The sequence below is a fragment of the Synechococcus sp. WH 5701 genome, from assembly GCF_000153045.1.
Lineage (GTDB): Bacteria > Cyanobacteriota > Cyanobacteriia > PCC-6307 > Cyanobiaceae > Regnicoccus_A > Regnicoccus_A antarcticus.
In genome coordinates, this window is record NZ_CH724159.1 from 1,711,503 (window position 1) to 1,736,500 (window position 24,998).

Below are 24,998 nucleotides of genomic sequence, written 5' to 3' on the forward strand. Positions count from 1 at the left end.
GCCTCTCGCCAGCGACTGGCTCAGGCCAGGGACTGGCTCTGGCGTAGCACCTGGGTGAGCAGCCCCTGCTGACCCACCACCAGCTCCCTCAGCAAGCTGATCAGCCCCACCCAGATGACCGGGGTCACATCGACACCGCCGATGGCCGGGATCAGCCGGCGGCTGAAGCGCAGCAGCCCCTCGGTGGGCCAGCCGATCAGGCGCATTGCCCCCCGGTTCAGGTCCACCTGCGGATACCAGGTGAGCACGATGCGGAACAGGAACAGCAGGGTCCAGGCCGCCAGGGCCAGGGCCAGCACGGTGTGGAGCACCGGCAGGGCAGACGCCAGCACGGAAACGGCCGTCACAAAGCGGTAAGCAGCGGTGGTCCCATCGTAGGAAGTGGGCGCCGCTGCCTAAGATCCGAGCCGGATCTCATGGCGCCATGACCCCCTCCCTCTCCAACTTCCTCAGCAGCCTCGTGTACGGAGCGATGATCGTGGTGATTCCGATCAGCATCGCCCTGGTCCTGATCAGCCAGAACGACCAGGTCGACCGCAAGCTCTGAGCCGCCGCTGGTTCTGCGGGTCCAGGTCCCTAAACTGGGACCAGCCGTTCACCCCTGGCGGACGGAACAAGTCGTTCGCCTGAGGTTTCAGACGTGGTCAATGCCAGCCTGAACTGGGCCAGCATCGTCGGCATCGTGTTGGCCGTCGGTGGTGCGTTCCTCTATTTCATGAGGAGCTTCAAGCCAGCCCTCGCCCGCGACTACGACGTCTTCTTCGCCGCCGTCGGTCTCCTGTGCGGCGGGATTCTCTTCTTCCAAGGCTGGCGGCTCGATCCGATCCTCCAGTTCGGCCAGTTCCTGCTGGCGGGCACCACCGTCTTCTTCGCCTACGAAAGCGTGCGCCTGCGGGGCGTCACCACCGAGCAGGCGCGGCGCTCCTCCTACTTCGACGACGACGAACCCCTGCCCGCCAGGCCGAGGGTGGGGGGTCGCGCCGGCTGGGATGACGACGTGGAGCGCTTCGAGGAACCCCAGCCCCTGCGCCGGCGGATCCGCTCCCCCCTCAGTGAAGAAGCAGAAGACGAACCGAACTTCTACCGGCCCCGTCGTGAGGCCACCCGGCCAGCCATCCCCGAGCGGGCCGCCAGCCGCCGCTCCACGACCGAAAACAGCTGGGATGCCCCCGAGCCCAGCCCTCGCCGGGAGCCCGAGTCCTACGGCTCCCGCAGGCCCGCAGACTCCAGAACAGCGGCAACCAGCGCGGCGGCCTCAGGACCGACCTTCGGCTCCCGTCGGCGAGAGCGTGACAGCGGGGTCGAGCCCCGCCGCGGCAGCCGGCCGGTTCCCAGCAGCGAGACCATGCCACGCTCCAGCCGCCGGCCCGGCCCTGCCGGCGCCACGGAACCGGCCTCCAGCCCCGTCCCTGGCGTGCCCCAGGGCACCCCGATCCGCACTCCAACCGGTGGCAGTGGCAGCCAAGCCACCCCCATGAGCGATGCCGACTACACCCCCCTGCGGCCCACCCCCTCCAGCAGCCGGCCCCGGGACAACAGCTCCCGTTTCGACAGCTGATCACCCGGCCTAGGGCTGGCTCCTTGGCGGCGCTGGCGACGGCCCTGGCCGTGCTCTTGAGCGCATGCTCCCTGCCCTGGGCCCGCCGATCCAGGCCAGCTCCCGCCGCTGGCTGGCCATCGAACCTCAGCCGCCAGGATCCAGCCCTGAGCGGTGATGGTCGCCTGCTGGCCAGCGTGATTGAGCGCCAGGGCCGCTCCACCGTGCTGCTGCAGGAGCGCGGCAATGGAAGGGTGTTGCCCCTGCGCCACCTCAGCCGCTGGCAGCCCCACAGTTCCCCTTCCCTGAGCTGGAGGGGCCGCTACCTGGCCCTGATTGTGCAGCGGGGCGACCGGCGCCTTGCGGTGATTGAAGATCGCCTCACCAACCGGCTGCTGCCTTTGCCCTTACCGGGCGGGCGTGAGCCGGTGAGGCTGAGCCTGGCCCCCGACGGCCAGCGCCTGGCCCTGCAACTGGTGGCCGCTGGCCGCTGGCGGGTGGAGGTGTTCGAGCTGGGGGGTGTGCTGGAGGTGGATCCGCCGGCCGGAGAGCTGCTGCGCACTCCGGCCGGAGCAGCGCCATGACACCCCTGGGGCGCCATGACTCAGGCGCCGCTCAACTTGGGCTGGCACAGCTGGGGTTGATCCTGCTGGCCGCCGGACTCGCCGGACTGCTCACAGCCTGCGCGGCCACGCCCCTGCGCCCCTTGCCGGCGATCAACCAACGGCTGGAGCAGAACGGCAGCAACCGCGATCCCTCCCTGAGCGGCCGCTGGCTGGCCCTGATCAGCGGCCGAGACGGACGCGAGCGGGTGGAGCTGATCGACCTGGATCAGAACCGGCCTGTACCCCTGCCGGGCCTGAACCGCCCCGACGCCCAGCCCCTGAACATCAGTGTCGATGCAAACGGTGAACGGATGGCGCTCATCCGCCAGCGCGACGGCCGCACCGAACTGGCGCTCTACCGCCGCAGCCGGGAAAGTCTGCAGCCGCTGCAGCTGGATCCGCCCGGAGTGCCCCGGCAGGCGCAGCTGAGCGCCGATGGCCGCATGCTGGCGGTGCAGGTCAGCCGGGCCGGACTCTGGCAGGTGGACCTGATCGAGCTGCCCTGAGACTCAGGGCACCAGGCCCGCCCAGTGGAGGAAGGTGTCACCGCTGAGGGCCTCGATCAGCAGCACGGCAGCAAAGCCGAGCATGGCGAAGCGCCCGTTCACCCGCTCCGCGTAACCGCTCCAGCCGAACGCCGGCACCTCGGAGGTGGTGGCACTGGTGGCGGGGATGGCCTCAGGGTCGCTGGCAGAAGCTGGAGATGACATCAGGTTTCACGGTTGCGGCCAAAGTCATAACCGGCGGCAGGCTGCAGGCGCCAGCCACCCTGGCCATCGAGCTCGAGCACGGTGTCGTGGAAGGCCACAAGCGTGGGCCGGTGGCCCACGCTCACGAAAGCCATCTCCCGCTCCACCAACAGCTCGTACAGGGCCTTCTCGGTGGCTACGTCAAGGGCGCTGGTGGCCTCGTCGAGGACGACGAAGCGGGGGGAGTTGAGCAGCAGCCGGGCGAAAGCCAGACGCTGCTGCTCGCCGAGCGACAGCAACCGGGGCCAGTCCTGCTTGATGTCCAGATCGGGGTAGCGGCCCACCAGTTCGGGCAGGCGCACCTCCTCGAGTACGTGGCGAAGCTGGTCGTCGCTGAAGCGATCAGCCGGCTGGGGGTAGCAGAGCTGCTCCCGCAGGCTGCCCAGCAGCATGTAGGGCTTCTGGGGAATGAACATCAGCTCTCCCACCGGCGGGCGCTGCACATGGCCGGCGGCCGGAGGCCAGAGCCCACTCACCAGCCGCAGGAAGGAGGTTTTGCCGCAGCCCGAAGGCCCGACCACCAGCAGCCGCTGATTGGCCGTCACCTCCAGGCTGAGATCGCTCACCAGCAGGCGGCTGGTGCGGGGCGGAACAAGATCCACATGGCTCACCAGGATCGATTCGGGACGCACGGCAGCGGCAGCGGCACCCATGGCGCCTCCGGCGGAGGCCTGCTCGGCGGCCACGAACTCGGCCATCTCGGCATTGATCGCCTCCACCTTGCCCTGGAAGCCCTCGAGACGGCTGATGGAGGCGGAAAAGGCCGCCAGCCGGTCGATGTTGTTGACGATGTAACTGACCGAGAACAGCACCTGGGAGAAGGCGATGCTGGCCTGGCCGAAGACGCCGAAGTCCACCTGCTTGGCGAAGTAGATCGGCGCGATCACCAGCCAGGGCAGAAAGCGGGAAAAGTAGTCGTAGGAGCGCTGGATCACCTGGATCAGGGCTTCCCAGATGATCAGCCGGTTGTAATTGACGATCACCCCGTCGAGGCGGCGTTCACCCTCCTTCTGCTCCTGGCGCTCCCCGCGGTAGAAGGCGATCGATTCGGCATTGTCGCGGATGTGGACGAGGCCATAGCGGAAATCAGCCTCCAGCTTCAGTTGCTGATAGTTCAGGTTCACCAGCTTGCGGCTGGCGAACACGATCAGGGCCGTGCCGCCCACCGAATAGGCCAGCAGCCAGAGGGCCAGGGTCTGGTTGATGCTCCAGAGAACGATGATGAAACTGAAGAAGGTGAGCAGGGCGGCGATGATCTCCACCGTCACACTCAGACTGGTGGCCGTGAAGCTGGCCGCGTCCTGGGAGATCCGCTGGTCCGGGTTGTCGATCTCCTCGATGCTTTCGTCGTTGGGATTGAGAACGTAGTAGGCCCGATTGGTGAGGTAGCGGCCCAGCATGCGGCCGCTCAGCCATTCCCGCCACATCAGGCCCAGCTTCGGGATCAGGTAGCTCTGGATGGCGCGGATCGGCAGGGCCAGCACCAGACAGAAAGCGTAGATCGCAACGATCTTCCAGAACTCCTCTTCCTTGTACGCCACCAGAACGTTGTCGATGTTCCGGGCGATGTAGCTGATGCCCACGTTGATGCCATTGATCACCAGGATCAGCAGGGCGATCACGCCGAGGAGCAGCCAGGGCAGCCAGCGTCCCTGGCGCAGCTTGCCCCGCAGGGCCACGAAGCAGGAGAGGCCGGCGACAAACAACACCATCACGACCACGCCGATCGGTCCGCTCCAGATCGCCGCCACCTGCTCGGGGACCCCAGGCAGGAAGCGGTTGCGCAGCTCGGGGATCCAGGCACCGGCGGCGGCCACCGTCCCGGAGAGGAGCAGCAGGGTGAGTCCCACCACCACCGCCAGCAGGGCGATCACCAGCAGCAGGAACTGGCCGCTGCCGCGATTCCCCTCGTCAAGCGGCAGAAAGTAGGGCTGGGCCAGGCGCTGCAGCTTGGCCAACTGCTCGCGAAGGGCCTTGAGGGGGCGCATGAATGGCTGCAAGTCGGCCCATTGTCGCCGCTGGCGAGGGTCAGCCGGGGGGCCAGAGCAGGGGCCGGCCACCGATCACGTGCACATGCAGGTGAAAGACCGTCTGGCCCGCCTCAGCACCGTTGTTGATCACCGTGCGCCAGCTGCTCAGGCCCTCCTGCTTCGCCACCTGAGCCGCCACCAGCAGCAGGTGGCCCAGCAGGGCCTGATGGCGTGGCTCGGCGTCGGCCAGGTTCACCAGGGGTTCCCGCGGGATCACCAGCACGTGCACAGGCGCCTGGGGCTGGATGTCGCGGAAGGCCAGGCACAGCTCATCGGCGTGGACCTGATCGCAGGGAATCTCACCCCGCAGGATGCGCGCGAAGATCGTCTCGCTCTCGGCCATGGGGCCTCCGCCGGAACCCGGCAACGGATGGGGTGAGACAGGCGGGGCACTGACTGGGTGTCCGACGCCTGAGCGCCGATGTTGGCACGCTGCAGCAGCGCCGCCCTGCAGGGCCTGGAGGCCAGGGAGGTGGCGGTGGAGGTGGACATCGCCCCCGGTCTGCCCGGACTTCAGATCGTGGGTCTGGCGGAAGCGGCCGTGCGCGAGTCCCGTGAGCGGGTTCGGGCCGCCCTGCGTAACAGCGGCTTCCGCATGCCCCTCACCCGGGTGATCGTGAGCCTGGCCCCGGCGGATCTGCGCAAGGAAGGGCCGGCCTTCGATCTGCCGATCGCCCTGGGGCTGCTGCTGGCCTCGGGCCAGCTTCCGCCCGAGCGAATGAAGGGGATCTGGAGCGCCGGAGAGCTGGGCCTCGACGGCAGCCTGCGGCCGGTGCGGGGGGTGATGGCCCTGGCCCTGGCCGCCAGGCGGGCCGGGGCCAGGGCTCTGGTGGTGCCCCGGGCCAATGCCGGCGAGGCGGCGCTGGTGTCGGAGCTGGCGGTGTGGCCGGCGGCTGATCTGGCGCAGCTGATGGTCTGGCTGGCGGATCCAGGGGACGTTCCGGCCCCGGCCCCCGCCCTGGTGCAGCCGGGGGCGGCCCAGCCCGACCTTGCCGAGGTGATCGGTCAGGCCCACGGCCGCCGGGCCCTGGAGATCGCCGCGGCCGGAGGTCACCACCTGCTGCTGGTGGGCCCACCGGGCAGCGGCAAAACCATGCTGGCGCGGCGCCTGGCTGGTCTGCTGCCGCCCCTGCCCCGCCATGAGGCCCTGGAGCTCACTCAGCTCTATTCGGTAGCCGGACTGCTGCCGGAGGGTGGAGCTCTGATCGGCTCAAGGCCCTTTCGGGCGCCCCACCACAGCTGCACGGCCACGGCCCTGGTGGGCGGTGGCGCCACACCGAGACCAGGGGAGCTGTCGCTGGCCCACCACGGCGTGCTCTTCCTCGATGAACTGGCGGAATTTCGGCGCGAGGTGCTCGAGCAGATGCGCCAACCCCTGGAGGAGGGAGAGGTGTGGATCAGCCGCTCACGCCAGCAGAGCCGCTTCCCCTGCCGCGCCGCATTGGTCGCGGCCACGAACCCTTGTCCCTGCGGCTGGTTCGGCGATCCGGAGCGGACCTGTGGCTGCGGTGAGGCGTTGCAGCGGCGCTACTGGTCTCGGCTCTCGGGCCCCCTGCTTGATCGCCTCGATCTGCAGGTGGTGATGGGGCGGCTCGAACCCGGCGCCCTGGCGCGCAGCTACGGCCTGGGAGCAGGACCGGCGACCGGGCGACAGGAGCGGACCGAGAATTCGGCAGTGGTGGCGGCGAGGGTCCTGAGGGCGCGGCAGAGAATGGCGCGGCGCAATCCAGGTGGTCAACCCAATGGACAGCTGCCGGGCTCGAGTCTCAGGACTCTGGTGACGCTCAGCACCGGGTCGCTTCAGCTCTGGCAACAGGCCATCACCCAGCGGGGCCTGAGTGCCCGGGCTGGAGAGCGGCTGCTGCGGGTGGCCCTCACCCTGGCTGATCTGGAGGGAACCAAGCGCGTGAGCGCTCAGCACCTGGGGGAGGCCTTGTCGTACCGATCGTTCGACCAGATCGGCAGGGAGCTATCTGTCTAAAACGCTGGGCTGGATGAAGCCGAGCCCCAAGAGGGTGAGCCCACTCAGGGGGTGCACCAGAGCTGATCAACCCCGGATCAGCCTCGGCCGCAGTTGATCAGCGACGACGACGACGCTGCTGGGCCTTGCGCTTGTACTTCTCGGTGGGCGTCTCGTGGTGACGCAGGCGCTTGAGGTCGGCGAAGATGCCGGCTTTGGACACCTGCCGCTTGAAGCGGCGCAGGGCCGATTCGATGCCTTCGTTTTCGCCGACGGTGACCTGGGTCATGAACCACGCAGTGGGGCTAATTGAACGTCAATGTAGCAATCGGCTCATCGGCCCCCAATCACGGCTGGGCCTGGGTGCTGGGGATCGGGGAAGGGGCCAGCGGAGATGCGGGCGCGACAGAAGCAGAAGGATCGGTTGCAGGAGAACCGACAGCAGGCGGATCGGTTGCGGGAGCCAGGCTGGAGGGAGTGGCGCCGGCTGGGGCCTGAGCCTCGGGCTGGACAGCCTCCTGGCCCGGCCAGGTGTCCCGGTAGAGGTAGAGGTGGCCGAGGGCGCGGTCGCCGAAGTGGCGGCGCATCAGCTTCCAGCCCGGTTCGGGAACGAACAGCAGGAAGCCATCGCTTTGGCCCTGGGTCCGGGCCACGACCACCTCGGGACCCGCCTGGTTGCGGCCCGGTGCCGCCAGCAGAATGTTGTCGCTGCCCTGCCGCACCACGCTCAGCCGGTACACGGTGCCCAGATCGCTGCCGCCCACCCGCAGCGAGTAGCCGTTGGCATCCATGTAGCGGGAGCAGATCCTGGTGAAATCGAAGCTGCCCAGCAGGGGCTCCACCCGGGTCGGGGATGAACCGCTGGTGGAGAAGCAGGGGCGGCGGTCACTCACCTGTTCGTAGATATTCAGCTGGGCACGCAGGCCATCGCCGATCGGCGCCGCCACCAGGACGAACTTCGACTGATCCACGTCACGGGCACTGAACAGAGCTCCCTGGGCCGCAACGGGGCCGGCGGCAGCGAAGCCCAGCACCAGCAGGGCCGGCAGGGAGGGCACCAGTGCGCTGAGCGATCGCAGGAGGAGCGGCAGTGGCGCGACGCGCATCGGTGAACGAGACAAGGTGAGCCCGATCGTAGAAGTGAGATCCCGCGACGCCAGGGGGGCTCAGCTGGCCTTGTTGAGACGAATTGCGACCAGCAGGCTGATCACCGTGCCTGGCAGGCAGGCCGCCAGGATCAGCCGGGTGGTGAGCACACCCAGGTCTGGCTCGCCATAGGAGAGCTCAAAGACGGAACCTGTGGCGGCGATGCCAAGCAGGCAGGCCAGTCCGAGAAAGACCCCGGCAAGGGGTTGCATCGGCATGGGAAATCAGCGCTGTGAGTGGACATCATCACGGCGGAACCCGTGATCCTTGAGCTCCTCGTTGAGGCTGAGCTCATCGCTGACTAGATCAACGAAGAGAACCCCCTTGAGATGGTCCATCTCGTGGAGGATGCAGCGGGCGAGCAGGCCATCGGCCTTGATGCGGCGAGGGCGGCCCTGCTCATCCCGGTAACTGACCTCCGCCTCGCTCGGGCGCACCACGGAGAGATACACCCCGGGAATGCTCAGGCAGCCCTCCTCGTAGGTGTTGAGCGCAGCGCTGGTGGCGTTGATTTCCGGGTTCACCAACACCATCGGCGGCGTGGCCGGGTTCTCCGGATCGAGGTCGATCACCAGCACTTGTTTGTGCACGCCCACCTGGGGTGCCGCCAGGCCGATGCCATGCGCGCTGTACATGCTGCGCAGCATGTTGCGGGCCAGCTCGCGCACCGATTCATCCACCTTGCTGATGCGCTTGGCGGACTGACGCAGCACCTGATCCCCCAGCCTGTGGATCGTGAGTGGGGGAGCGTCGAGCACCTGCTTGGGAACCTGGACCGTGCGGCTGCTCTGCTCCGCCTGGCGGGCCATTTTGGCGAAGCTGCTGGCCAAAGCGTCACCTGAAACGATGGACCGATTGTAGGAGCCGCTGGTGGGGCATGGTTCAAGCCAGGGTTCAGGCGCCAGGCAGGGCCGCCCCCTGGCGGCGTCGGCAGTGGTGGGACGCACGCCCCGGATCAAGGAACCCCAGCTGCACCGAGGCCGGCTGTTCTGGCTGGAGCAACGCCCCGCCGAGCAGGGGCGCACCACCTTGATGATGAGACCCTCTCCCTCAGCCGAGGCGATCGAGCTCACCCCAGGCGAGTGGAACCTGCGCAGCCGCGTCCATGAATACGGCGGCGGCGTGGTGGCGGTGGACCGGGAAACAGCCGGACCCAGCGCAGGAGAGCTGGTGGTGGTGGTGAACGATCGTGATCGCTGCCTCTGGCGGCTTGAGACCGACCAGCCGGGGGCGGCGCCCATGCGGCTCACCGAGCCGGGGGAGCGCGCCTTCGCCGATGGGCTGATCGATGGGCGGCGGCGGCGCTGGATCGGGGTGATGGAGGCCCGCGGACTTGATCAGCTGGTGGCCGTGCCCCTGGAGGGGGGTGAACCGCAGCTGCTGCGCCAGGCCCTCGACTTCTGCGGCTATGCCGTGCTCAGCCCCGATGGCGGCCGGCTCGCCTGGGTGGAGTGGCAACAGCCGCACATGCCCTGGGACCGCAGCCAGCTCTGGCTGGCGGACGTGTTGCCTGGAGGAGGACTGGGCCCGGCGCGACTGATCGCCGGCTCCGGTGCTGCGGAGCAGCCGGCGGCGTGCTCGGTCTTCCAGCCCCTGTGGCTGGCGAACGGGGAGCTGGTGGTGGCCAACGACCGCCACGGCTGGTGGAACCTGGAGCGGCTGGACGCCGCTGGCACTGGGCCATGGCAGTGGCTGCTGCCGATGGAGGCGGAGTTCGCCATGCCGCAGTGGGTGTACGGGATGCGCACCACCGCCTGGGATGGCCACCAGCTGGTGGCGGCGGCCTGCGTGCAGGGCCGCTGGCAGCTGGGCCGCGTGCTGCTCAACGTCCAGAACCCAGCCGGCGGAAAGGAGCCGGCCCCGGCGTGCTGGGAGCCGATTCCCTGCCCCTTCGATGATCTCGAGGGGCTCTGGGCCGAGGACGGCCAGCTGGTGGCCGTGGCCGCCAACGGCAGCACCGAGGCGGGCCTGCTCAGCCTTGAGCTGGCCAGCGGCCGCTGGCGGCACCAGGAGGCCGCCGACCTGGCGGGTGTGCCGGCGGCTCAGTGCCTGTCGGCGGCTCCGGCCCAGCCGGCGGACCGCGGGCAGCCGGCAGAGGCGCTCTGGTTCGAGGGCTACGGCGACCGACCCACCCACGCCTGGTATCACCCCCCTCAGGGGGGAGGCAGCGCCGACGCGCCGCTGCTGGTGAAAGGTCACAGCGGACCCACGGCCATGGCCCGCACCGGCCTCAATCCGGCAATCCAGTACTGGACCAGCCGGGGCTGGGGCGTGGTGGATGTGAACTACGGCGGCTCCACGGGCTTCGGGCGGGCCTACCGCGAACGGCTCAACGGGCTCTGGGGTGTGGTGGATGTGGCCGACTGCGCCGCAGCGGCCCGCGCCCTGGTGGCAGCGGGCCGCGCCAGCCCTGAGCGGATCGCGATCGAGGGGGGCAGCGCCGGTGGTTTCACCGTGCTGGCCGCCCTCTGCTTCAGCGATGTGTTCCGTGTGGGCGCCTGCCGCTATGCCGTGGCCGACCTCGCCGGCCTGGCCGACAGCAGTCACCGCTTCGAGGCCCGCTACCTGGACGGCCTCGTGGGGTCATGGCCGGAAGAGCGGGCGATCTATGAGGCCCGCTCCCCGCTGCACCACGCGGACAGGATCCGCTGCCCGGTGATTTTCTTCCAGGGTCTCCAGGACCAGGTGGTGCCCCCGCAGCAGACCGAGCGGATCGTCGCGGCGCTCGCCGCCAACCGGATTCCGGTGGAGCTGCATCGATTTGCCGCTGAAGGGCACGGATTCCGCAGCGGCGCCGTACAGATTGAGGTACTGGAGTCCACGGAAGCCTTCTTCCGCAAGCACCTCGCCCTTTGATGCCCTTCATCCCAGTCAGCGTCAGGATTCTGGTGGAGGCCGTCGAGACCCCCGCCGTGGCGCTGGTGGCTCTGGGCCTGGTGCTGGTGGTGGGCCGAAGCCTCGGTGATGTGCTGGGACTTCGCCACTGGGGCATTCCCGAGGCCCTGCTGGCCGGAGTGCTGGGCCTGCTGGTGGCACCGGCGGGGCTGGTGCCCCTGCTCAGCCAACCCGTGATCGACATCTGGGACCAGCTGCCGATGGTGCTGCTCACCCTGGTGTTCGCCACGTTGCTGCTGGCCAAACCGCTGCCCAAGCTGGCCGGACTCTGGAGGCCACTGTCGGCCCAGGTGCTGCTGGCCCTCACCCTGGCTTTCGGTCAGTACATGGTGGGTGGCCTGGTGGTGATGCTGGTGCTGCAGCCATTTCTGGGGGTCCATCCCCTGATGGCCTGCCTGATCGAGGTGGCCTATGAGGGGGGGCACGGATCGGCCGCCGCCATGGGCGCCAGTTACGCCAGCCTGGGCTTTGAAGGCGGCGAGGCCCTGGGTCTGGCCATGGCCACCGTGGGATTGCTGATCTCCACGGTGGTGGGTGGATTGGTGGTGCTGCTGGCCCGCAGCCGGGGCTGGCTGATGGGGGGCTCCACAATCGCTTCAGGGGTGGCGAACCCCCCGGAGCCGGAGGAGGGCATCACGCCCGAGCAGGCGGAGGCGATCGCCGCCCAGGCTGAGCCGCCGCTGCCCCCTCCGCCGGAGCTGAGGTTTTCGGCTCTGGCCCTGAACCTGGCCCTGACGGGACTCGCCGTGGCCATCGGCGTGGTGGCTCTGGCTGGCCTGCGCCTGGTGGCCGACCACGTCGGCGGAGGGCTGGCGAAGGTGATCGATGTGTTCCCGGTGTTCCCCCTGGCCCTGGTGGGATCGCTGCTGGTGCGCTGGCTGCTGGAGCGTTCCGGCAAAGACCACTGGGTCTCGACCCGGGTGCAGAACCGCCTGGGCACGGTGTCGGCCGATCTGCTGATCACAGCAGCCACCGCCTGCCTCGATCTGACCCTGCTGGCCCACGACTGGATGTCACTCACGGCCCTGGCCCTGACCGGGCTGGCCTGGAACCTGGGGGTGCTGCTGCTGCTGGCCCCGCGCATCCTGCCCTCGGCCTGGTTCGAGCGGGCGATCATCGAGTTCGGCCAGGCCACGGGCGTGGCGGCCAGCGGCCTGCTGCTGCTGCGCATGGCTGATCCACTGGATCGCAGCGAGGCCCTGCAGCCGTTTTCGATCAAACAACTGCTGTTGCAGCCGATCGTGGCCGGCGGAGTGATCACGGTGGTGGCGCCGCTGGCGGTGAGCAGCTGGGGGCTGCCGGCCTGGACCGGGCTCTGCCTGGCGCTGGTGCTGGTCTGGGGCGGTCTGGGCCTGGCCCTGATGGCCAGCTCCCGCACCCCCGCCTGAGACCCTCAGCGCACCATCGCCGCCACGTTGCCTCCATCAACGGTGAGGACCGCGCCCGTGGTGCGCTCCATCAGGGCCAGGGCCACAAAGGCCTCGGCCACATCACTGGCCCGCACCTCCTGGCCCAGCAGGTTGCCGGCCATGTAAGCCTCCTCGCTGACTCCCCGGGCGGCGGAGCGTTTCTGGATCATGCCCTCATCGAGCAGGCCGGAGCGGATGCGATCGGCATTGATCGCGTTGGCACGCACCCCTTCGCGGCCGCCCTCGAGGGCGTACTGGCGCATCAGGGCCAGCAGAGCCGCCTTGGCGATGCCATAGGCGCCGAAACCGGGCCCGGGGTTGAGCGCCTGCTTGCTCACGTTGAAGAGCAGCTGACCGCCCATGCCCTGGGCGCGGAAGATGGCCATCGCCGCCTGGGCGACGCTCTGGTGGGCGAAGAGGTTGAGCTCGAAACTGGAGCGCAGGTCAGCGTCGCTGAGCTCGGCGATGGCACCACTCCAGGCGGCACCGGCATTACTGACCACGATGTCGAGGCCACCGAAGTGGCCCGCCACCGCCGCCAGCGCCTGGCGCACCGCCTGGGGATCGGTGAGATCGCAGGCCAGACCCAGGGCGCGGCGCCCGCAGGCGGCGGCCACCGCCATGGCCTGCTCCCCCTGGCAATCGAGCACCGCCACATCGGCGCCCCGCTGGGCGAAGGCGCGGGCAGTGGCGGCACCGATCGCTCCGGCGCCTCCCGTCACCAGCACCACCCGGCGGGCCAGGGGCAGCTCTTTGGCCTTACCGAGCTTGGCCTGCTCCAGGCTCCAGTACTCCATGTCGAAGGTGTCGTCTTCGCCCACGGGCTGGAAGCGGCCCAGGGCCTCCGCAGCGAGCAGGGTGCGGGCCCAGGCTTCGGCGATGTCGGCGGTGACGGCGGCCTCCTGGGCCGAGCGGCCCAGGCCCACCAGCCCCAGGCCCGGCAACGCCAGCACCCGCGGCAGGGGATCCAACGGCGTGCGCCCGCCGCCGACCCGAGCGTTCTGGCGGGCCACGTAGGTCTTGTAGGCAGCAATGAAGACCTCAAGCGCCGTGGCGGCGGCCGCCGTCCAGGTGGCCAGATCGCCGCAGGCGGGCGGCAGCACCAGGGGCTGGGCCTTGGTGCGGATCACGTGGTCGGGGGTGGCCACGCCGCGGCCAGCCCACTCGGGCAGGCGCTGATCGTTGACCACCGCCAGGGCGGGCTCCGAAGCTCGCAGATCAAGCAGCCAGCGGCGGGGGGCGCCTTCGGCCTCGGCGCCTCGGCTGAACAATCCGCGCAGCACCGGCAGCACAGCCGCCGCAGGAATGGGGGGCTCCGGCATGGGCCGCGGCTGGGCCTGGGCGCTCAGCCGGGCCAGGCGCGCCTCGGCCTCCCCCACCAGAGCCAGCATCCGACCGTAGCTCTGCTCGGCCGTGGCCCCGAAGGAGAACAGCCCGTGCTGGAGCAGCACCATCCCTTCCAGCTCCACCCCTGCGGCCCTGGCGCGCTTTTCGGCCGCTTCAAAGGCCTCAGCCGCCGCCAGGGCCAGGGCGAAGCCAGGCATCACATAGGGAACGAGGGCAACCCGATTGCCGTAGAGCTCGCGGCAGATCGCCGCCGCGTCGGGTTGATCGGCCAGGGCCAGAAGAGCGATCGAATGGGTGTGATCGACGAACTTGTGGGGCAGAAAGGCGTGGAGGAGGGCCTCCACCGAAGGGTTGGGGGCCGATGGGTCGATCAGGTTGCGGCGCTGGGCCGCCACCATGTCTTCGTCGCTGAGGCTCGTGAGGGCCCGCAGCGCCTGCAGCGGCTCAAGTCTCACGGCGGGGTGACCGGGGGGTTCGATCGTGGCCAGGTCCCAGCCGCTGCCTTTGACGCACAGCACCGGAATGGTCTCCCCCAGCAGGCCCGTGACCGTGGTTTTCACCGACGTGTTGCCGCCCCCGTGCAGCACCAGATCGGGGTCAGCGCCGAGCAGGCGGGCGCTGTAGGTGCGCAGGGCCAGGTCTTTGCTGATGCCCTCGGCGCCGTAGCGGGCCACAGCGGCCTCGGCCTCGGCCTGCGACCAGCGGTTCTGACTCGGCATCCGGCGGAGTGGCGGCAATTGGCCAGGAGGCTAGGGAAGGGCGCAGCAGCAGGACCCGTGCCAGCATCAAGGCCATTGAGCCGGCGCCAACCGCCACGGCCATGGGGCGATCCAGCAGGTCCGGTCGGCGCCGCCAGGCACGCACGCTCAGCGGCGAGGGCAGCAAAGCCGGGATGGCGCCGGGAACGATGGTGTTCGTCGGCGAGCGCAAGTGTGAACGCGCCCGTGTCGACATCTTCGATTACAACGCCGAGCAGCTGAGTGAAACCCAGGATGTGGAACTGAGCCAGTGCTTCGAGCAGGCCCTGGCTGAGAACAGCGTGACCTGGATCAACGTCAACGGCATCCACGACGTGGGCTTGATCGAAAGACTGGGAGAACACTTTGGCCTCCACCCGATGACGCTGGAAGATCTGGTGAATACCAGCCAGCGCCCCAAGCTGGAGGAGTTCGGTCACTACCTGCTGATCGTGATGAAGATGATGGAGTTCGAGCGCAGCAGCGCCTCGATCAGCATCGAGCACCTCAGCCTGATCGTGGCCGAGAATGTGGTGCTCTCCTTCCTGGAGGATGAGGGAGATGTCTTCGATTCCCTGCGTGCAAGAATCAGGAAGGGCAAGGGCCGAATCCGGCAGCTGAAGGCCGACTACCTCGCCTACGCAATGATGGACACGGTGGTGGATCACTACTTCCAGGCCATCGAGCAGATCGGTGATCACATCGAGGAGATCGATGACAAGATTCTCGAAGACCCAAGCCCTGATGACATCCAGGACATCCATTATCTCAAGCGCGACGTGCTGACGCTGCGCAAGGCGGCATGGCCCTGCCGTGAAGTGATCAGTGCGATCGAGAAGGGATCCTCACCGGTGCTGACCAACAGCACCCGGGTGTACTGGCGCGATCTCTACGACCACACCATTCAGGTGATCGACATGGTGGAAACCTACCGGGACATCCTCGGCGGCATGCACGACACCTACCTCTCCAGTCTCAGCAACCGCATGAACGAAGTCATGAAGACGCTCACGATCATCTCGTCGATCTTCATCCCGCTCACCTTCATCGCGGGCGTCTACGGCATGAACTTCGAGAACATGCCGGAGCTGCGCTGGCGGCTCGGCTATCAGGCCACACTGGGGCTGATGGTGCTGATCGGCGCGGGTCTAGCGCTCTACTTCCGCCGCCGCCGCTGGCTCTGAGCCCGGGGCCAGCGGTCCATAGAGGCTCCGCAATCCCGCTTCGCTGGCCGGTGCCACCCCTCGCTCGGTGATCAGGGCCGTGACCAGCCGCGCCGGGGTGACATCGAAGGCAGGGTTGAAGCCTCTGCTCCCCTGGGGGGGCAGCTGCACCAGGGCGACCTCACCCGCTGCGGAGCCGGTCAGGGCCAGCCCCTGGATGTGAGTCACCTCCTCGGGGGAGCGGGCCTCGATCGGGATCCCGGCCACACCATCGGCGAGGGTCCAGTCGATGGTGGAGGCGGGCAGCGCCACGTAGAAGGGCACGCCGTTGTCGTGGGCGGCCAGGGCCTTGAGGTAGGTGCCGATCTTGTTGCAGACATCCCCCGTGCGGGTGGTGCGGTCGGTGCCCACGATCACCGCATCCACCAGGCCGTGCTGCATCAGGTGACCGCCGGCGTTGTCGACGATGACGGTGTGGGGCACCCCTTCACGACCAAGCTCAAAGGCGGTGAGGCTGGCGCCCTGGTTGCGGGGGCGTGTTTCATCCACCCAGACATGGATAGGCAGCCCGGCGCGGTGAGCCTTGTAGATCGGCGCCAGGGCGGTGCCCCAGTCGACGGTGGCCAGCCAGCCGGCGTTGCAGTGGGTGAGCACATTCAGGGGTTCCTGCCGCCGCTCGGGAGGCCGCTCAGCCGCCAGCCGCCTCAAGAGCTCCAGTCCGTGATCGCCGATCGCCGCGCACATGGCCACATCCTCATCGGCGATGACGGCCGCCTCCGCCGCCGCCGCGGCGGCGCGCTCGGCCACAGGCAGCGGCGTCACCCGGTCACGCACCCGCTCCAGGGCCCAGCGCAGGTTGATCGCGGTGGGGCGGGTGGCGTTGAGCCGCTCGAAGGCCGCCACCAGGGAGGCATCCCCCGGATCGGCCTGCAGGGCGAGCATCAGGCCGTAGGCGCCGGTGACACCGATCAGGGGGGCGCCGCGCACCACCATGGTGGTGATCGCCTCGGCGGCCTGATCGAGCGTGGCAAGCGAGCGGGTGCTGAAGCTGTGGGGCAAGCGGGTCTGATCGATCACCCCCACCGAGCGGCCGCCGTCCTCGAGCCAGATCGTGCGCCAGGCCTTGCCGTCGATGTTCATCCGATGCCGCGTGCCACGTGTCGCCGGCCCATGCTGACAAACCACAGGGCGCTGGCACCGACCCGGGAGCAGCGGGTCCAGGACTGGTTCCTAAGCTGAACCGGACCTCGCCGCGAGGCACCATGCCGAGCAATCCCGTCACCTGGTTCGAGCTCAACGTGAGCGACATCGAGCGGGCCAAGGCCTTCTACGCCGCGGTGTTCCAGGTGGAGTTCCAGGACCTCTCCAATCCCGAGATGGACTACTGGTGCTTCCCGATGGACACCTCCCAGGTGGGCGCCGGCGGCGCGCTGATGCGCATGGCCGGCTGCGAGCCCGGCAAGGGCGGAACGATGGTGTACTTCAGCTGCGAGGACTGCGCCATTGAGGAAAGCCGCGTCGTGCCGGCCGGCGGCCAGGTCTGCCGCCCGAAGATGGCGATCGGCGAGTTCGGCTTCATCTCGGTGGTGCTCGACACGGAGGGCAATCCGATCGGATTGCATTCCATGCGTTGATGCCTGCTGGCGCGTCTTCAGCGCACGCTGAGTGGATCCCAGGCCTCGGGGCCGATCACGAAGAGGATGTCGCCCGCCAGCAGGCGGGTGTGGCCGTGGGGATGCGTGATGGGTTCCCCAGAACGGGTGATCGCCAGGATCGTGACGTTGTGCTCCGCGCGCAGACCGCAGCTGGCGATGGTGTGGCCCACCAGCGGTGACTGCTCGGCCAGGCGCAGGGAGTGGGTGGTGAGGTGGGGAACGGCGACGCGCAGGTCACTCACGGCCGTGGACTCCGGCGAGAGGCTGCGGGCCATCTGGCGCCAGCCGCCGCGCACTTCAGCGATCAGACGCTTGATGTCGTCGCGGGGCACGAGCATCCGCGCCAGCACACGGGAGAACACCTCGATCGACACCTCGAGTTCATCGGCGATCACCTCATCGGCTCCCAGCGCCAGCAGGGTTTCCACCTCGCGCAGATAGCGGCTGCGCACCAGGATGAAGGCATCGGGAGCAAAGCGGCGCGCCAGTTCCACGACGCGCCGGGCACCGGCGGGATCATCGATCACCACCACGATGGCGCGGGCCCGATCGGCATGCACCAGGCGCAGGATCGGCTCCTGGCTGGCATCGCCGTAGTGAATCGGCTCACCGGCGCTGAGGGCATCGCGCACGATCGCGGCGTTCACATCCAGCACGGCATAGGGGATGTCGCAGCGCCGGGCCGTGCGGGCCAGGTTGGCGCCGGTGACCCCGAAGCCCACGATCAGGATGTGACCGCTGAGGCCATCGGTGCTGCCGGAGCTGACCGGCACCAGGCGGCGGCGCTCCAGCCGCCGCAGGGGGGGGTGGTGGCCACCCAGGCGGCCAGGCCTGGACCACAGGCCACCAGGGCCGGGGTGAGCATCATGCTCAGCACGGCCACATCCAGAACGGTCTGGAAGATGTCGGGACCGAGCAGGCCGGTGCTCACGCCGGCCTTGGTGGCCACCAGGGAGAATTCACCCACCTGGGCGAGCGCCAGGCCGGTGAGCACCGACCCTCCCAGGGGCAGGCCCACCACCAGGGCCGAGCCGGCGGCCACCAGGGGTTTGACCAGCACCACCCCCAGGGTGAGCAGCAGCAGCGAGAGCGGGTGGGCGAGCATGAACTGGATGTCGAGCAGCATGCCGATCGACACGAAGAACAGGCTCATCAACACATCGCGGAAGGGCAGCATCACCGCCACCGCCTGATGGGAATACTCCGACTCCGAGAGAATGAAGCCCGCCAGAAAAGCACCCAGCGCCAGTGACAACCCCAGCGACTGGGTCATCATCGCGATGCCCACACAAAGGCTGAACACACCGAGCAAAAAGGCCTCCGAACTGCGGGTGCGGGTGATGCGCTCCAGCAGCCAGGGCACGATCCAGCGCCAGGCCAGCCACGCCACGAGGGCCACGAGGGCGATCCTTCCCAGCAGGGCCGCGATCGTCCCTCCTCCCGACGCCGACCCCACCCCAGCGAGCAGGGGAGCGATCAGCATCACCGGAACAACACCCACATCCTGATAGATCAGGATTGCCAGAGTGGTGCGCCCATGCGGTGTTTCCAGTTCGGCTCGCTCCTGCAGCATGCGCAGCACGATGGCCGTGCTGGAGAGCGCCACCACGAAGCCCACATACACCCCCTGTCCTGGGGAGAGCCCCAGCCCCATGCAGATCGCCCCCACCAGGGCTGCGGTGCCGAAGAACTGCAGGGAGCCGCCGATGAGGAAATGACGGCTCAGACGCGCCACGTCCGCCAGGGAGATCTCCAGCCCGATCACGAACAGCAGCAGCACCACGCCGATCTCGGCCAGCAGTTCGATCTCGTGGACGTTCTGCACCAGCCGGAACAGATCCGGCCCGGCGAGTACACCCGCCAGCAGCAGGCCGATCGAGCTGGGAATGCTGAAGCGGTGACAGAGCACCACCGCCACGGCCGACATCGTGAAGATCACGACAATGTCGAGCAGAAGGGATGTCATGTCACTGCCATGTGCGGCCATCGGTGCTGCGGTAGGTTCCGCCTCCCTGGTTGCCACCGCCGGCGCCCAGGGCCTGCATCAGCAGGTACACCTCCAGAGTGTCTCCCTTGCGCTCGATGGTCTGCTTGAAGCAGAACGCGATGGGGTAAAAGTCGGGCTTGAGCACCAGCTCCCGGCGGAGACTTCGGCGGCTGACCTCAAGCTTGTAGAGCTTGCAATCCTGAAGCAGAAAGGCCATCTCCTGGCCGTTGAGAGTGGTCTGGAACACGCGACCTCCCTTCGAGGCCACCTCCTGCCGCAGCCTCTCCAGCCGCCAGGCGGGTGAGTTCCAGATGTGCCGCGCTGTGATCAGGAGCAGAACAAGGCCGCCCGCCAGGGCCAGGGCAGGGAGGGGCCTGAATGCAGCCATGGGCGATGCCCGGGCGAGGCTTCAGGTTACCGGGGCTGAGCTGGGAGCCCTGAGACGATCGCTGGCTGGTGTCCGATGAGCGTGCCGCCGGAAAGTCGGGACCGGACCTGTCGGGTCCCGTTGTCTGGATGGGGATGGAAGGGTCAGGCTGCACCTGGCCGCTGCCGGACCAGGAGTGCACATCCCATGGCCATCAGTCCACAATTTTGGAGCGCACTGCCGATCGTTTGAAGGACTTCGGGAGAGGGAATGAGCGCCAGCAGCAGATTCAGAACAAGACCCGAGGCAAACAGCAACAGGGGCCACCTGGGCCGCCAGCCTGCAAGCAGTGCCGACCAGACGAACAGAAAACCTCCGAGCACCATGACGGCGCCGTGGACCGTGTAGAGAGTGCCCAGACGAGACCACAAGGCCTCGTAGGTGGGAATTCCCTCAGCGAGGGAATACAGAGTTGTATGGGCAAAGTAGGTGAAAGCGACTCCATAGAGACCTGCACCGATCAGGCCAAGCAGGTTCTGCCGCGGCTCACACACGGCATGGAGCCCGAGAAGCAACCAGGGCATCGGCAGGAAGGCGACGTAGTTGAGCCAGAGCTGGGCTGTCGAGAAACCGCCGTGGCGCCACTCCAGGATGTCCGTGATCACGTGCAGCGCAGGGGCGACAAGAGCGGCGATGCCCACCGCAATGGCCAACTGGGACCGGGGAGATTCACGAGGATTCATCGGCGCCAGGGATCAGGCCCCATGGTCCTGGCTGGCGAAGGCCCGATGCCTGGGAAGACGAAGCCTTGGCATGGCAGCAAAGATGAGCAGCATGACCATGTAGACCGAGCCTGAGACCTGATCTCGGCTGATGATGAACTGCGCGATGGACCGTTGCTGAAGGACTACGGCAAGGGTCAACTCCGCGGCAATCACCAGAGCGAGGGCCAGGCCGCCAGTGATCAGCGAGCGGACCGGCGAGCAGATGTCAGGAAAGCGGCGAAGTATGTGCCCGGCGGCCAGATAGATGACCACAGCCATGATCGGCATCTCCAAAAGTTCCGCCCATCGTTCACCGATGCGAGGGACCAGGAGGGGAACCCTGACCAGACCGAGCAGGAACCCGGCGCCGAGAACGATGGCGCCATAAGCGAGACCTGCCTGAATGACCTTTGGCATACTCGCCCCTGGGTCTGACGCTGAAACTCTGCCGTGCCGCGAAGAAGATCAGTCGGCCTGACTGACTTGATGTTGACGGTGCATGCAGCCGCGTGGCGCCGCCGCCGGCACCCATCCAGACTGCACAAACCGCTCAGCCACCCCCGGGGGCCATGGGTCCACTCTCCCCGCTTGTGACCAGCCTGCGCCGCACGCCACCGCTTGTGTTTGCCATGGCGGTACTGGCCACGGGTCTGGTGGTGGCCAGCAGCGTGCTCGTGAAGGGCATCCGCCGCGGCAACGACACCATCACCGTGACCGGTTCCAGCACCGAGCGCATCAGCAGCGACTTCGTGGACTGGACCGTGGAGGTGGCCCGGAGCGCACCGACCCTGCAGGCCTCTTATCAGGAGCTGCAGCCGGAGGTGCAGCGCACCATCGACTTTTTGCGGCAGCAGGGCATCCCCGCCGATACCATCAGCCGCAATCCGATCAAGTCAGACAAGTCGGAGGTGCGCGACTCCCGCACCGGTGAGCTGCAATCCACCACCTTCACTACCCGCCAGCAGATCCGCATCAGCAGCCCTGAGGTGGACAAGGTGGCCGCGGTGGCCCAGCAGATCGGTGAGCTGGTGGGCCAGGGGGTGCCTCTCACCATCAACGATCCGGCCTACACCTACACCAAACTCTCCGAAAAGCGTGTGGACATGCTCGCCAAGGCCACCCGTGATGCCAGGCAACGCGCCCGCGAGATCGCTCGCCAGGCCGGCTCCCGCATCGGCGTGATCACCCAGGCCGACACCGGCTCCTTCCAGATCACCGTGCCCAACTCCACCGAGATGAGCAGCTACGGTTCCTACGACACCACCACGATCGAGAAGGACATCACCGCCGTGATGGGTGTGACCTTCCGGGTGGACTGAGGGACCGGCAGGGGGTCAGGCGTCACGTCGCCCCAGTGGCGACCACAGCCTGCAGGAGCTCTGTCGCTGTTTGAAGGATGGGTGCGGCCAACGGCTCTCGCTGCATGACCGTCATCGGGCCTTCGCCGAAGTAGAGACCATCGGAGACAAGGAAAGTCAACCGGATGTTGTCGTCTTCTGGAGGCGCCCGTCGGGCCTCCATCCAGGGACCGATGGAGCACCTGCAGCTCCTCCCGGTAGCACTGGATCAATCCGGGGGAACGGGCTTCACTGGCCATGCAGAGGGGTTGGGCAACATGCGTGACGAGTTCCCACGACAAGCCGCCTACGCTCAGCGCACAATCGGCTTCAGGCCGCACCCGGCTGCCCAGCCCCAGGAATGGACTTCTTCGACCGTCAATGGAGCACCTACCGTCGGGTGGTCGACCACGACCTGATGGAGCATCAGGCGCTCTCGGCGGCCACCGCAGCGGCGATCGAGGGCTGGCTGGCTGCGCGGCCAGAAGGATCGTCACCGCCCCACATGGTGGATCTGGGCTGCGGGGATCTCGCCCTGCTGGCACCGCTGCTGCGCCGCTTACCCCTGGGCTCCTACCTCGGGCTTGATCTCTCCGCCCCCGTGCTGCCCCGCGCCGCCGCGCAGCTGCAGGGGGTGCCCTACCCCTGCGCCTGGCGCGAGCAGGATCTGCTCACCTGGGCGCTCGAACAACCCGTCTCCGGCGATCCCGGCTCCACCCCCGCCCGTCCGGTGGACCTGATCCACAGCTCCTTCGCGGTGCATCACCTCAACACCGACGAGAAGAGCCAGTTCCTTTCGGGAGCGCGCTCTCGACTGGCCCCCGACGGGATGCTGCTCTGGGCCGATGTGTTCCGGGATCCTGGTGAAAGCCGCGACAGCTACCTGCAGCGCTACGTGCAGCGGATCCGCAAGGACTGGACTTCAATCCCCCCCGCAGAGGGCCAGAGGGTGATCGATCACCTCAGCCAGTTCGATTTTCCAGCCGACGCCGCGGCCATTGAGTCAACGGCCAAAGCCTGTGGCTGGGCCTGGCAGTGGCTCTGGCGCGGACAGCACCGGGCTGAAGCCCTGGCCAGGCTCACACCCCTCTGAATCAACTCAGGCCTGATCGGATTCCAGGATGATGATCGCCAACACCCCCACCCCCATTCCCACATACTGCTGCTTGCTGATGCTCTCGCCGTAGATCAGCCTTGTTGCGAGAATCAGCGTGATCACATTGAAAACCACGCAGATGATCGATGCTGTAGCAATGTTTCTGTAGCGAAAGGCATGGGCAAGGATGGCCATGCCCGCCATATAAATCATCATGCCCAGCCAGAAGGCCGGTCGATTCTCCTTGATGATCCAGGTCTTGATGGCGAGATCACCGATGGTGAGAATCACTCCTCCAATCAGGAGCATCACCGTTGGATGAAAACCCATGCGTCTTAATTCAGTGATCGAAGACTGCCGAGGCAGTGATAAGGCTGCTCACGGAATCCAGGCCGCACCCCATTAAACCAGCCTCCATCGAGAGGCTGAGGGTCTCAAGCGTGATGCCAACATTCCGCAAACTCAGAGTTCCCGCTCCAGCCGTGCTCCCTCATGTGGGGCTGAGCGCTGCTCAGGGCCGAATCTCCACCGGTGTGCCCACGGCCGTGCGCGGAAACAGCCAGCGGGCCGTGGCGCTCGTGGTGCGGATGCAGCCGTGGCTGCGGGCCACGCCGAAGCACTCCCCGGCCCGCTCCTGCCAGGGTGCCGGATGCAGGCAGAGACGATCCGGAGCCAGGCCGACACCGCTGAGACACATCACGTTCGGCACCGCGGGGATGCGGTAATCGGGCCCCACCAGCGTCGTTTCGCTGTACTTGCTGCCGATCTGAAACCGCCCCGTGGGGGTCGGCGTCACAGGGAGGCCCGTGGAGACCAGGGCGGCATAGAGCAAGCGCTGCTGATCGTCATAGGCGTAAAGCTTCTGCTCGGAGAGATCGATCAGCAACGCCGCCACGAGCTCCAGCATCAGGGAACCCCCTGCTCAGCCGTGCTCCCGCAGGAAGGCCACACTGCTCGCCAGTTCCTCGGCAAAGCGGTCGATCTCCTCGATCGTTGTGGTGAAGCTGAGGCTGGCGCGCGCTGAACCGCTGATGCCGTAGTGGCGATGCAGGGGCTGGGTGCAGTGGTGCCCGCTGCGGATGCAGATGCCGCTGGCATCCAGCAAAGCGGAGATGTCGTTGGCGTGGAGCCCCTCCACCACGAAGGCGGCCAGGGCGCCCCGCTCGGGCTGTTGCTGAGGGGTAGGGCCCAGCACCCTGAGGCCCTCGATTGCCTGAAGTCGCTCGAACAGATGGGCGGTGAGACGCTGCTCCCAGGCGTGGATGCGATCGAGCCCCAGGGCATTGAGGTAATCGATGGCCGCACCCATGCCCACGGCCTCGCCGATGGCCGGCGTTCCCGCCTCAAACTTGTGGGGCAGCTCCGCCCAGGTGCTGTGATCCAGGTAGACGTCCTGGATCATCTCGCCGCCGCCCAGGAACGGCGGCATCGCCTCCAGCAACGCCTCCCGTGCCCAGAGGAAGCCCATGCCCGTGGGGCCGCAGAGCTTGTGGGAGGACCCCACCAGGAAATCGGCGCCCAGAGCCTGCACGTTCACCGGCAGGTGCGGCAGGCTCTGGCAGGCGTCCACCAGCAGCAGGGCACCGGCGGCATGGGTGAGCTCCGCGATCGCGCCGATCGGGTTGTGGCAGCCCAGGGTGTTGCTGATCTGCACCACGCTCACCAGCCGGGTGCGCTCACTGATCTGATCGCGCAGATCCTCCAGATCCAGTTCACCGCTGGCGGTGAGGCCGGCATGGCGCAAGCGGGCCCCTGTGCGCTCGGCCAGCTGCTGCCAGGGCACCAGGTTGCTGTGGTGCTCCATGACCGTGAGCACGATCTCATCGCCAGGGCGCAGGAAGGCATCACCCCAGCTGCGGGCCACCAGGTTGATCGCCTCGGTGGCGTTGCGGGTGAACACGATCTCCCGCGGTGTGGCCGCACCCACAAACCGGGCGGTTTTGTCGCGGGCACCCTCGAAGGCATCGGTGGCGCGGGCGCTGAGCTGGTGAGCGCCCCGGTGCACGTTGGCGTTGTCGTGGCGGTAGTAGCGCTGCAAGGCGTCAAGCACCGCCCGAGGTTTCTGGCTGGTGGCGGCGTGATCGAGGTAGATCAGGGGCTGACCCAGGCAGGCCTGATCCGCCAGCAGAGGGAAATCAGCGCGGGTGAGAGCCGCCAGATTCTCGGGGCCGGTCTGGGGGGCAGGCTCCATCTGAGGGTCGGATGTCAGCAGCT

At 67.7% G+C, this 24,998-nt stretch carries 29 protein-coding genes; 11 read left to right on the forward strand and 18 right to left on the reverse strand.

Annotation, left to right across the window (positions count from 1 at the left end):
• Positions 1-20: 20 nt before the first annotated feature.
• Positions 21-347 (reverse strand): YggT family protein, encoded by a 327-nt coding sequence (locus tag WH5701_RS09665; protein WP_006172064.1) that lies wholly within the window; start codon positions 345-347, stop codon positions 21-23.
• 77 nt (positions 348-424) lie between these two features.
• Between WH5701_RS09665 and psbX the strand changes: the two genes are divergently transcribed.
• The 4 genes from psbX to WH5701_RS09685 all read left to right on the forward strand — a co-directional run bounded on the left by psbX (position 425) and on the right by WH5701_RS09685 (position 2,648).
• A complete protein-coding gene (gene psbX / locus WH5701_RS09670) occupies positions 425-547 on the forward strand; it encodes a photosystem II reaction center X protein (RefSeq protein ID WP_006172065.1) in 123 nt (40 codons plus the stop codon).
• A 93-nt stretch (positions 548-640) separates the two neighbouring features.
• The gene (locus WH5701_RS09675; RefSeq protein ID WP_006172066.1) at positions 641-1,558 is read left to right on the forward strand and encodes a Ycf66 family protein; all 918 of its coding nucleotides are present in this window, start codon (positions 641-643) and stop codon (positions 1,556-1,558) included.
• A 23-nt stretch (positions 1,559-1,581) separates the two neighbouring features.
• Positions 1,582-2,121, forward strand: coding sequence for a hypothetical protein (locus tag WH5701_RS09680; RefSeq protein WP_006172067.1), 540 nt, complete (start codon positions 1,582-1,584; stop codon positions 2,119-2,121).
• Positions 2,118-2,648 carry a hypothetical protein gene (locus tag WH5701_RS09685; protein ID WP_006172068.1) on the forward strand — a complete coding sequence of 177 codons (531 nt, stop codon included), beginning with the start codon at positions 2,118-2,120 and terminating at the stop codon, positions 2,646-2,648. The genes WH5701_RS09680 and WH5701_RS09685 overlap by 4 nt, the downstream gene beginning before the upstream one ends.
• A 3-nt stretch (positions 2,649-2,651) precedes the next feature.
• On the opposite strand, the gene WH5701_RS09690 is transcribed toward WH5701_RS09685, so the two are convergent.
• Genes WH5701_RS09690 through WH5701_RS09700 form a run of 3 tightly spaced genes read right to left on the reverse strand, consistent with a single transcriptional unit; the run spans position 2,652 to position 5,264 of the window.
• The gene (locus tag WH5701_RS09690) at positions 2,652-2,852 is read right to left on the reverse strand and encodes a chlorophyll a/b-binding protein (protein WP_006172069.1); all 201 of its coding nucleotides are present in this window, start codon (positions 2,850-2,852) and stop codon (positions 2,652-2,654) included.
• On the reverse strand, positions 2,852-4,879 hold the full coding sequence (locus tag WH5701_RS09695) for an ABC transporter ATP-binding protein/permease (protein ID WP_006172070.1): 2,028 nt from the start codon (positions 4,877-4,879) through the stop codon (positions 2,852-2,854). Before WH5701_RS09695 ends, WH5701_RS09690 begins: the two co-directional genes overlap by 1 nt.
• Positions 4,880-4,919: 40 nt before the next feature.
• The gene (locus WH5701_RS09700) at positions 4,920-5,264 is read right to left on the reverse strand and encodes a histidine triad nucleotide-binding protein (RefSeq protein ID WP_006172071.1); all 345 of its coding nucleotides are present in this window, start codon (positions 5,262-5,264) and stop codon (positions 4,920-4,922) included.
• 78 nt (positions 5,265-5,342) lie between these two features.
• On the opposite strand from WH5701_RS09700, the gene WH5701_RS09705 reads away from it, so the two are divergent.
• A complete protein-coding gene (locus WH5701_RS09705; protein WP_006172072.1) occupies positions 5,343-6,902 on the forward strand; it encodes a YifB family Mg chelatase-like AAA ATPase in 1,560 nt (519 codons plus the stop codon).
• Positions 6,903-6,999: 97 nt separating this feature from the next.
• Here the strand turns inward: WH5701_RS09705 and rpsU are convergent, their stop codons facing one another.
• From rpsU to def, 4 genes are read right to left on the reverse strand one after another with little or no spacing between them, the layout of a single operon-like run.
• Positions 7,000-7,170 carry a 30S ribosomal protein S21 gene (gene rpsU / locus WH5701_RS09710; RefSeq protein WP_006172073.1) on the reverse strand — a complete coding sequence of 57 codons (171 nt, stop codon included), beginning with the start codon at positions 7,168-7,170 and terminating at the stop codon, positions 7,000-7,002.
• A 58-nt stretch (positions 7,171-7,228) separates the two neighbouring features.
• The gene (locus WH5701_RS09715; RefSeq protein WP_006172074.1) at positions 7,229-7,987 is read right to left on the reverse strand and encodes a DUF3747 domain-containing protein; all 759 of its coding nucleotides are present in this window, start codon (positions 7,985-7,987) and stop codon (positions 7,229-7,231) included.
• Between the two features lie 60 nt (positions 7,988-8,047).
• Positions 8,048-8,245 (reverse strand): hypothetical protein, encoded by a 198-nt coding sequence (locus WH5701_RS09720; protein WP_006172075.1) that lies wholly within the window; start codon positions 8,243-8,245, stop codon positions 8,048-8,050.
• 6 nt (positions 8,246-8,251) lie between these two features.
• Entirely contained in the window at positions 8,252-8,857 is a 606-nt protein-coding gene (def, locus tag WH5701_RS09725) for a peptide deformylase (RefSeq protein WP_006172076.1), read from the reverse strand.
• Positions 8,858-8,960: 103 nt separating this feature from the next.
• Between def and WH5701_RS09730 the strand changes: the two genes are divergently transcribed.
• Positions 8,961-10,883 carry a prolyl oligopeptidase family serine peptidase gene (locus tag WH5701_RS09730; protein WP_006172077.1) on the forward strand — a complete coding sequence of 641 codons (1,923 nt, stop codon included), beginning with the start codon at positions 8,961-8,963 and terminating at the stop codon, positions 10,881-10,883.
• Positions 10,883-12,310 (forward strand): sodium/glutamate symporter, encoded by a 1,428-nt coding sequence (locus tag WH5701_RS09735; protein WP_006172078.1) that lies wholly within the window; start codon positions 10,883-10,885, stop codon positions 12,308-12,310. Before WH5701_RS09730 ends, WH5701_RS09735 begins: the two co-directional genes overlap by 1 nt.
• 5 nt (positions 12,311-12,315) lie before the next feature.
• Here WH5701_RS09735 and WH5701_RS09740 read toward each other — a convergent pair whose 3' ends face one another.
• Positions 12,316-14,397, reverse strand: coding sequence for a bifunctional aldolase/short-chain dehydrogenase (locus WH5701_RS09740; RefSeq protein WP_006172079.1), 2,082 nt, complete (start codon positions 14,395-14,397; stop codon positions 12,316-12,318).
• A 101-nt stretch (positions 14,398-14,498) separates the two neighbouring features.
• On the opposite strand from WH5701_RS09740, the gene corA reads away from it, so the two are divergent.
• A complete protein-coding gene (gene corA / locus WH5701_RS09745) occupies positions 14,499-15,599 on the forward strand; it encodes a magnesium/cobalt transporter CorA (protein WP_006172080.1) in 1,101 nt (366 codons plus the stop codon).
• Here corA and mtnA read toward each other — a convergent pair.
• Positions 15,564-16,718, reverse strand: a complete 1,155-nt coding sequence (gene mtnA / locus WH5701_RS09750) for an S-methyl-5-thioribose-1-phosphate isomerase (protein ID WP_006172081.1) — start codon at positions 16,716-16,718, stop codon at positions 15,564-15,566. The two genes, corA and mtnA, sit on opposite strands and share 36 nt — an antisense overlap.
• Positions 16,719-16,840: 122 nt before the next feature.
• On the opposite strand from mtnA, the gene WH5701_RS09755 reads away from it, so the two are divergent.
• Positions 16,841-17,212, forward strand: a complete 372-nt coding sequence (locus tag WH5701_RS09755; RefSeq protein WP_006172082.1) for a VOC family protein — start codon at positions 16,841-16,843, stop codon at positions 17,210-17,212.
• Between the two features lie 17 nt (positions 17,213-17,229).
• Here WH5701_RS09755 and WH5701_RS15765 read toward each other — a convergent pair whose 3' ends face one another.
• From WH5701_RS15765 to WH5701_RS09775, 5 genes are all read right to left on the reverse strand, one after another.
• Positions 17,230-18,006 carry a potassium channel protein gene (locus WH5701_RS15765; protein WP_006172083.1) on the reverse strand — a complete coding sequence of 259 codons (777 nt, stop codon included), beginning with the start codon at positions 18,004-18,006 and terminating at the stop codon, positions 17,230-17,232.
• Positions 17,958-19,199 (reverse strand): cation:proton antiporter, encoded by a 1,242-nt coding sequence (locus WH5701_RS15770; RefSeq protein WP_006172084.1) that lies wholly within the window; start codon positions 19,197-19,199, stop codon positions 17,958-17,960. The genes WH5701_RS15765 and WH5701_RS15770 overlap by 49 nt, the downstream gene beginning before the upstream one ends.
• A 1-nt stretch (position 19,200) precedes the next feature.
• Complete coding sequence (locus tag WH5701_RS09765; RefSeq protein WP_006172085.1) at positions 19,201-19,608, reverse strand: hypothetical protein; 408 nt, start codon at positions 19,606-19,608, stop codon at positions 19,201-19,203.
• A gap of 143 nt (positions 19,609-19,751) precedes the next feature.
• Entirely contained in the window at positions 19,752-20,330 is a 579-nt protein-coding gene (locus WH5701_RS09770; RefSeq protein ID WP_198005164.1) for a hypothetical protein, read from the reverse strand.
• A gap of 12 nt (positions 20,331-20,342) precedes the next feature.
• Complete coding sequence (locus WH5701_RS09775; RefSeq protein WP_006172087.1) at positions 20,343-20,768, reverse strand: hypothetical protein; 426 nt, start codon at positions 20,766-20,768, stop codon at positions 20,343-20,345.
• A 152-nt stretch (positions 20,769-20,920) separates the two neighbouring features.
• Here WH5701_RS09775 and WH5701_RS09780 point away from each other — a divergent pair, with 152 nt between their 5' ends.
• Together WH5701_RS09780 and WH5701_RS09790 are read left to right on the forward strand one after the other, a co-directional pair.
• On the forward strand, positions 20,921-21,670 hold the full coding sequence (locus tag WH5701_RS09780) for an SIMPL domain-containing protein (protein ID WP_006172088.1): 750 nt from the start codon (positions 20,921-20,923) through the stop codon (positions 21,668-21,670).
• A gap of 379 nt (positions 21,671-22,049) precedes the next feature.
• A complete protein-coding gene (locus tag WH5701_RS09790) occupies positions 22,050-22,781 on the forward strand; it encodes a class I SAM-dependent methyltransferase (RefSeq protein WP_006172090.1) in 732 nt (243 codons plus the stop codon).
• Between the two features lie 6 nt (positions 22,782-22,787).
• Here WH5701_RS09790 and WH5701_RS09795 read toward each other — a convergent pair whose 3' ends face one another.
• The 3 genes from WH5701_RS09795 to WH5701_RS09805 all read right to left on the reverse strand — a co-directional run bounded on the left by WH5701_RS09795 (position 22,788) and on the right by WH5701_RS09805 (position 24,975).
• Complete coding sequence (locus WH5701_RS09795) at positions 22,788-23,075, reverse strand: hypothetical protein (RefSeq protein ID WP_232201821.1); 288 nt, start codon at positions 23,073-23,075, stop codon at positions 22,788-22,790.
• A 220-nt stretch (positions 23,076-23,295) separates the two neighbouring features.
• Positions 23,296-23,691 (reverse strand): L,D-transpeptidase, encoded by a 396-nt coding sequence (locus WH5701_RS09800; protein ID WP_006172092.1) that lies wholly within the window; start codon positions 23,689-23,691, stop codon positions 23,296-23,298.
• A 15-nt stretch (positions 23,692-23,706) separates the two neighbouring features.
• Entirely contained in the window at positions 23,707-24,975 is a 1,269-nt protein-coding gene (locus tag WH5701_RS09805; RefSeq protein WP_037980890.1) for a SufS family cysteine desulfurase, read from the reverse strand.
• Positions 24,976-24,998: the final 23 nt, after the last annotated feature.

Bases quoted from the DNA above. Each gene is read 5' to 3' on its own strand.
- WH5701_RS09715 (WP_006172074.1), bottom strand. From the start codon at position 7,987: ATGCGCGTCGCGCCACTGCCGCTCCTCCTGCGATCGCTCAGCGCACTG.
- WH5701_RS09735 (WP_006172078.1), top strand. From the start codon at position 10,883: ATGCCCTTCATCCCAGTCAGCGTCAGGATTCTGGTGGAGGCCGTCGAG.
- WH5701_RS09765 (WP_006172085.1), bottom strand. From the start codon at position 19,608: ATGGCTGCATTCAGGCCCCTCCCTGCCCTGGCCCTGGCGGGCGGCCTT.
- psbX (WP_006172065.1), top strand. From the start codon at position 425: ATGACCCCCTCCCTCTCCAACTTCCTCAGCAGCCTCGTGTACGGAGCG.
- WH5701_RS09685 (WP_006172068.1), top strand. From the start codon at position 2,118: ATGACACCCCTGGGGCGCCATGACTCAGGCGCCGCTCAACTTGGGCTG.
- WH5701_RS09775 (WP_006172087.1), bottom strand. From the start codon at position 20,768: ATGCCAAAGGTCATTCAGGCAGGTCTCGCTTATGGCGCCATCGTTCTC.
- WH5701_RS09770 (WP_198005164.1), bottom strand. From the start codon at position 20,330: ATGAATCCTCGTGAATCTCCCCGGTCCCAGTTGGCCATTGCGGTGGGC.
- corA (WP_006172080.1), top strand. From the start codon at position 14,499: ATGGGGCGATCCAGCAGGTCCGGTCGGCGCCGCCAGGCACGCACGCTC.
- WH5701_RS09705 (WP_006172072.1), top strand. From the start codon at position 5,343: ATGTTGGCACGCTGCAGCAGCGCCGCCCTGCAGGGCCTGGAGGCCAGG.
- WH5701_RS15770 (WP_006172084.1), bottom strand. From the start codon at position 19,199: ATGACATCCCTTCTGCTCGACATTGTCGTGATCTTCACGATGTCGGCC.
- rpsU (WP_006172073.1), bottom strand. From the start codon at position 7,170: ATGACCCAGGTCACCGTCGGCGAAAACGAAGGCATCGAATCGGCCCTG.
- WH5701_RS09755 (WP_006172082.1), top strand. From the start codon at position 16,841: ATGCCGAGCAATCCCGTCACCTGGTTCGAGCTCAACGTGAGCGACATC.
- WH5701_RS09720 (WP_006172075.1), bottom strand. From the start codon at position 8,245: ATGCCGATGCAACCCCTTGCCGGGGTCTTTCTCGGACTGGCCTGCCTG.
- WH5701_RS09740 (WP_006172079.1), bottom strand. From the start codon at position 14,397: ATGCCGAGTCAGAACCGCTGGTCGCAGGCCGAGGCCGAGGCCGCTGTG.
- WH5701_RS09790 (WP_006172090.1), top strand. From the start codon at position 22,050: ATGGACTTCTTCGACCGTCAATGGAGCACCTACCGTCGGGTGGTCGAC.
- WH5701_RS09800 (WP_006172092.1), bottom strand. From the start codon at position 23,691: ATGCTGGAGCTCGTGGCGGCGTTGCTGATCGATCTCTCCGAGCAGAAG.
- WH5701_RS09690 (WP_006172069.1), bottom strand. From the start codon at position 2,852: ATGTCATCTCCAGCTTCTGCCAGCGACCCTGAGGCCATCCCCGCCACC.
- WH5701_RS09695 (WP_006172070.1), bottom strand. From the start codon at position 4,879: ATGCGCCCCCTCAAGGCCCTTCGCGAGCAGTTGGCCAAGCTGCAGCGC.
- WH5701_RS09780 (WP_006172088.1), top strand. From the start codon at position 20,921: ATGGGTCCACTCTCCCCGCTTGTGACCAGCCTGCGCCGCACGCCACCG.
- mtnA (WP_006172081.1), bottom strand. From the start codon at position 16,718: ATGAACATCGACGGCAAGGCCTGGCGCACGATCTGGCTCGAGGACGGC.
- WH5701_RS09805 (WP_037980890.1), bottom strand. From the start codon at position 24,975: ATGGAGCCTGCCCCCCAGACCGGCCCCGAGAATCTGGCGGCTCTCACC.
- WH5701_RS09700 (WP_006172071.1), bottom strand. From the start codon at position 5,264: ATGGCCGAGAGCGAGACGATCTTCGCGCGCATCCTGCGGGGTGAGATT.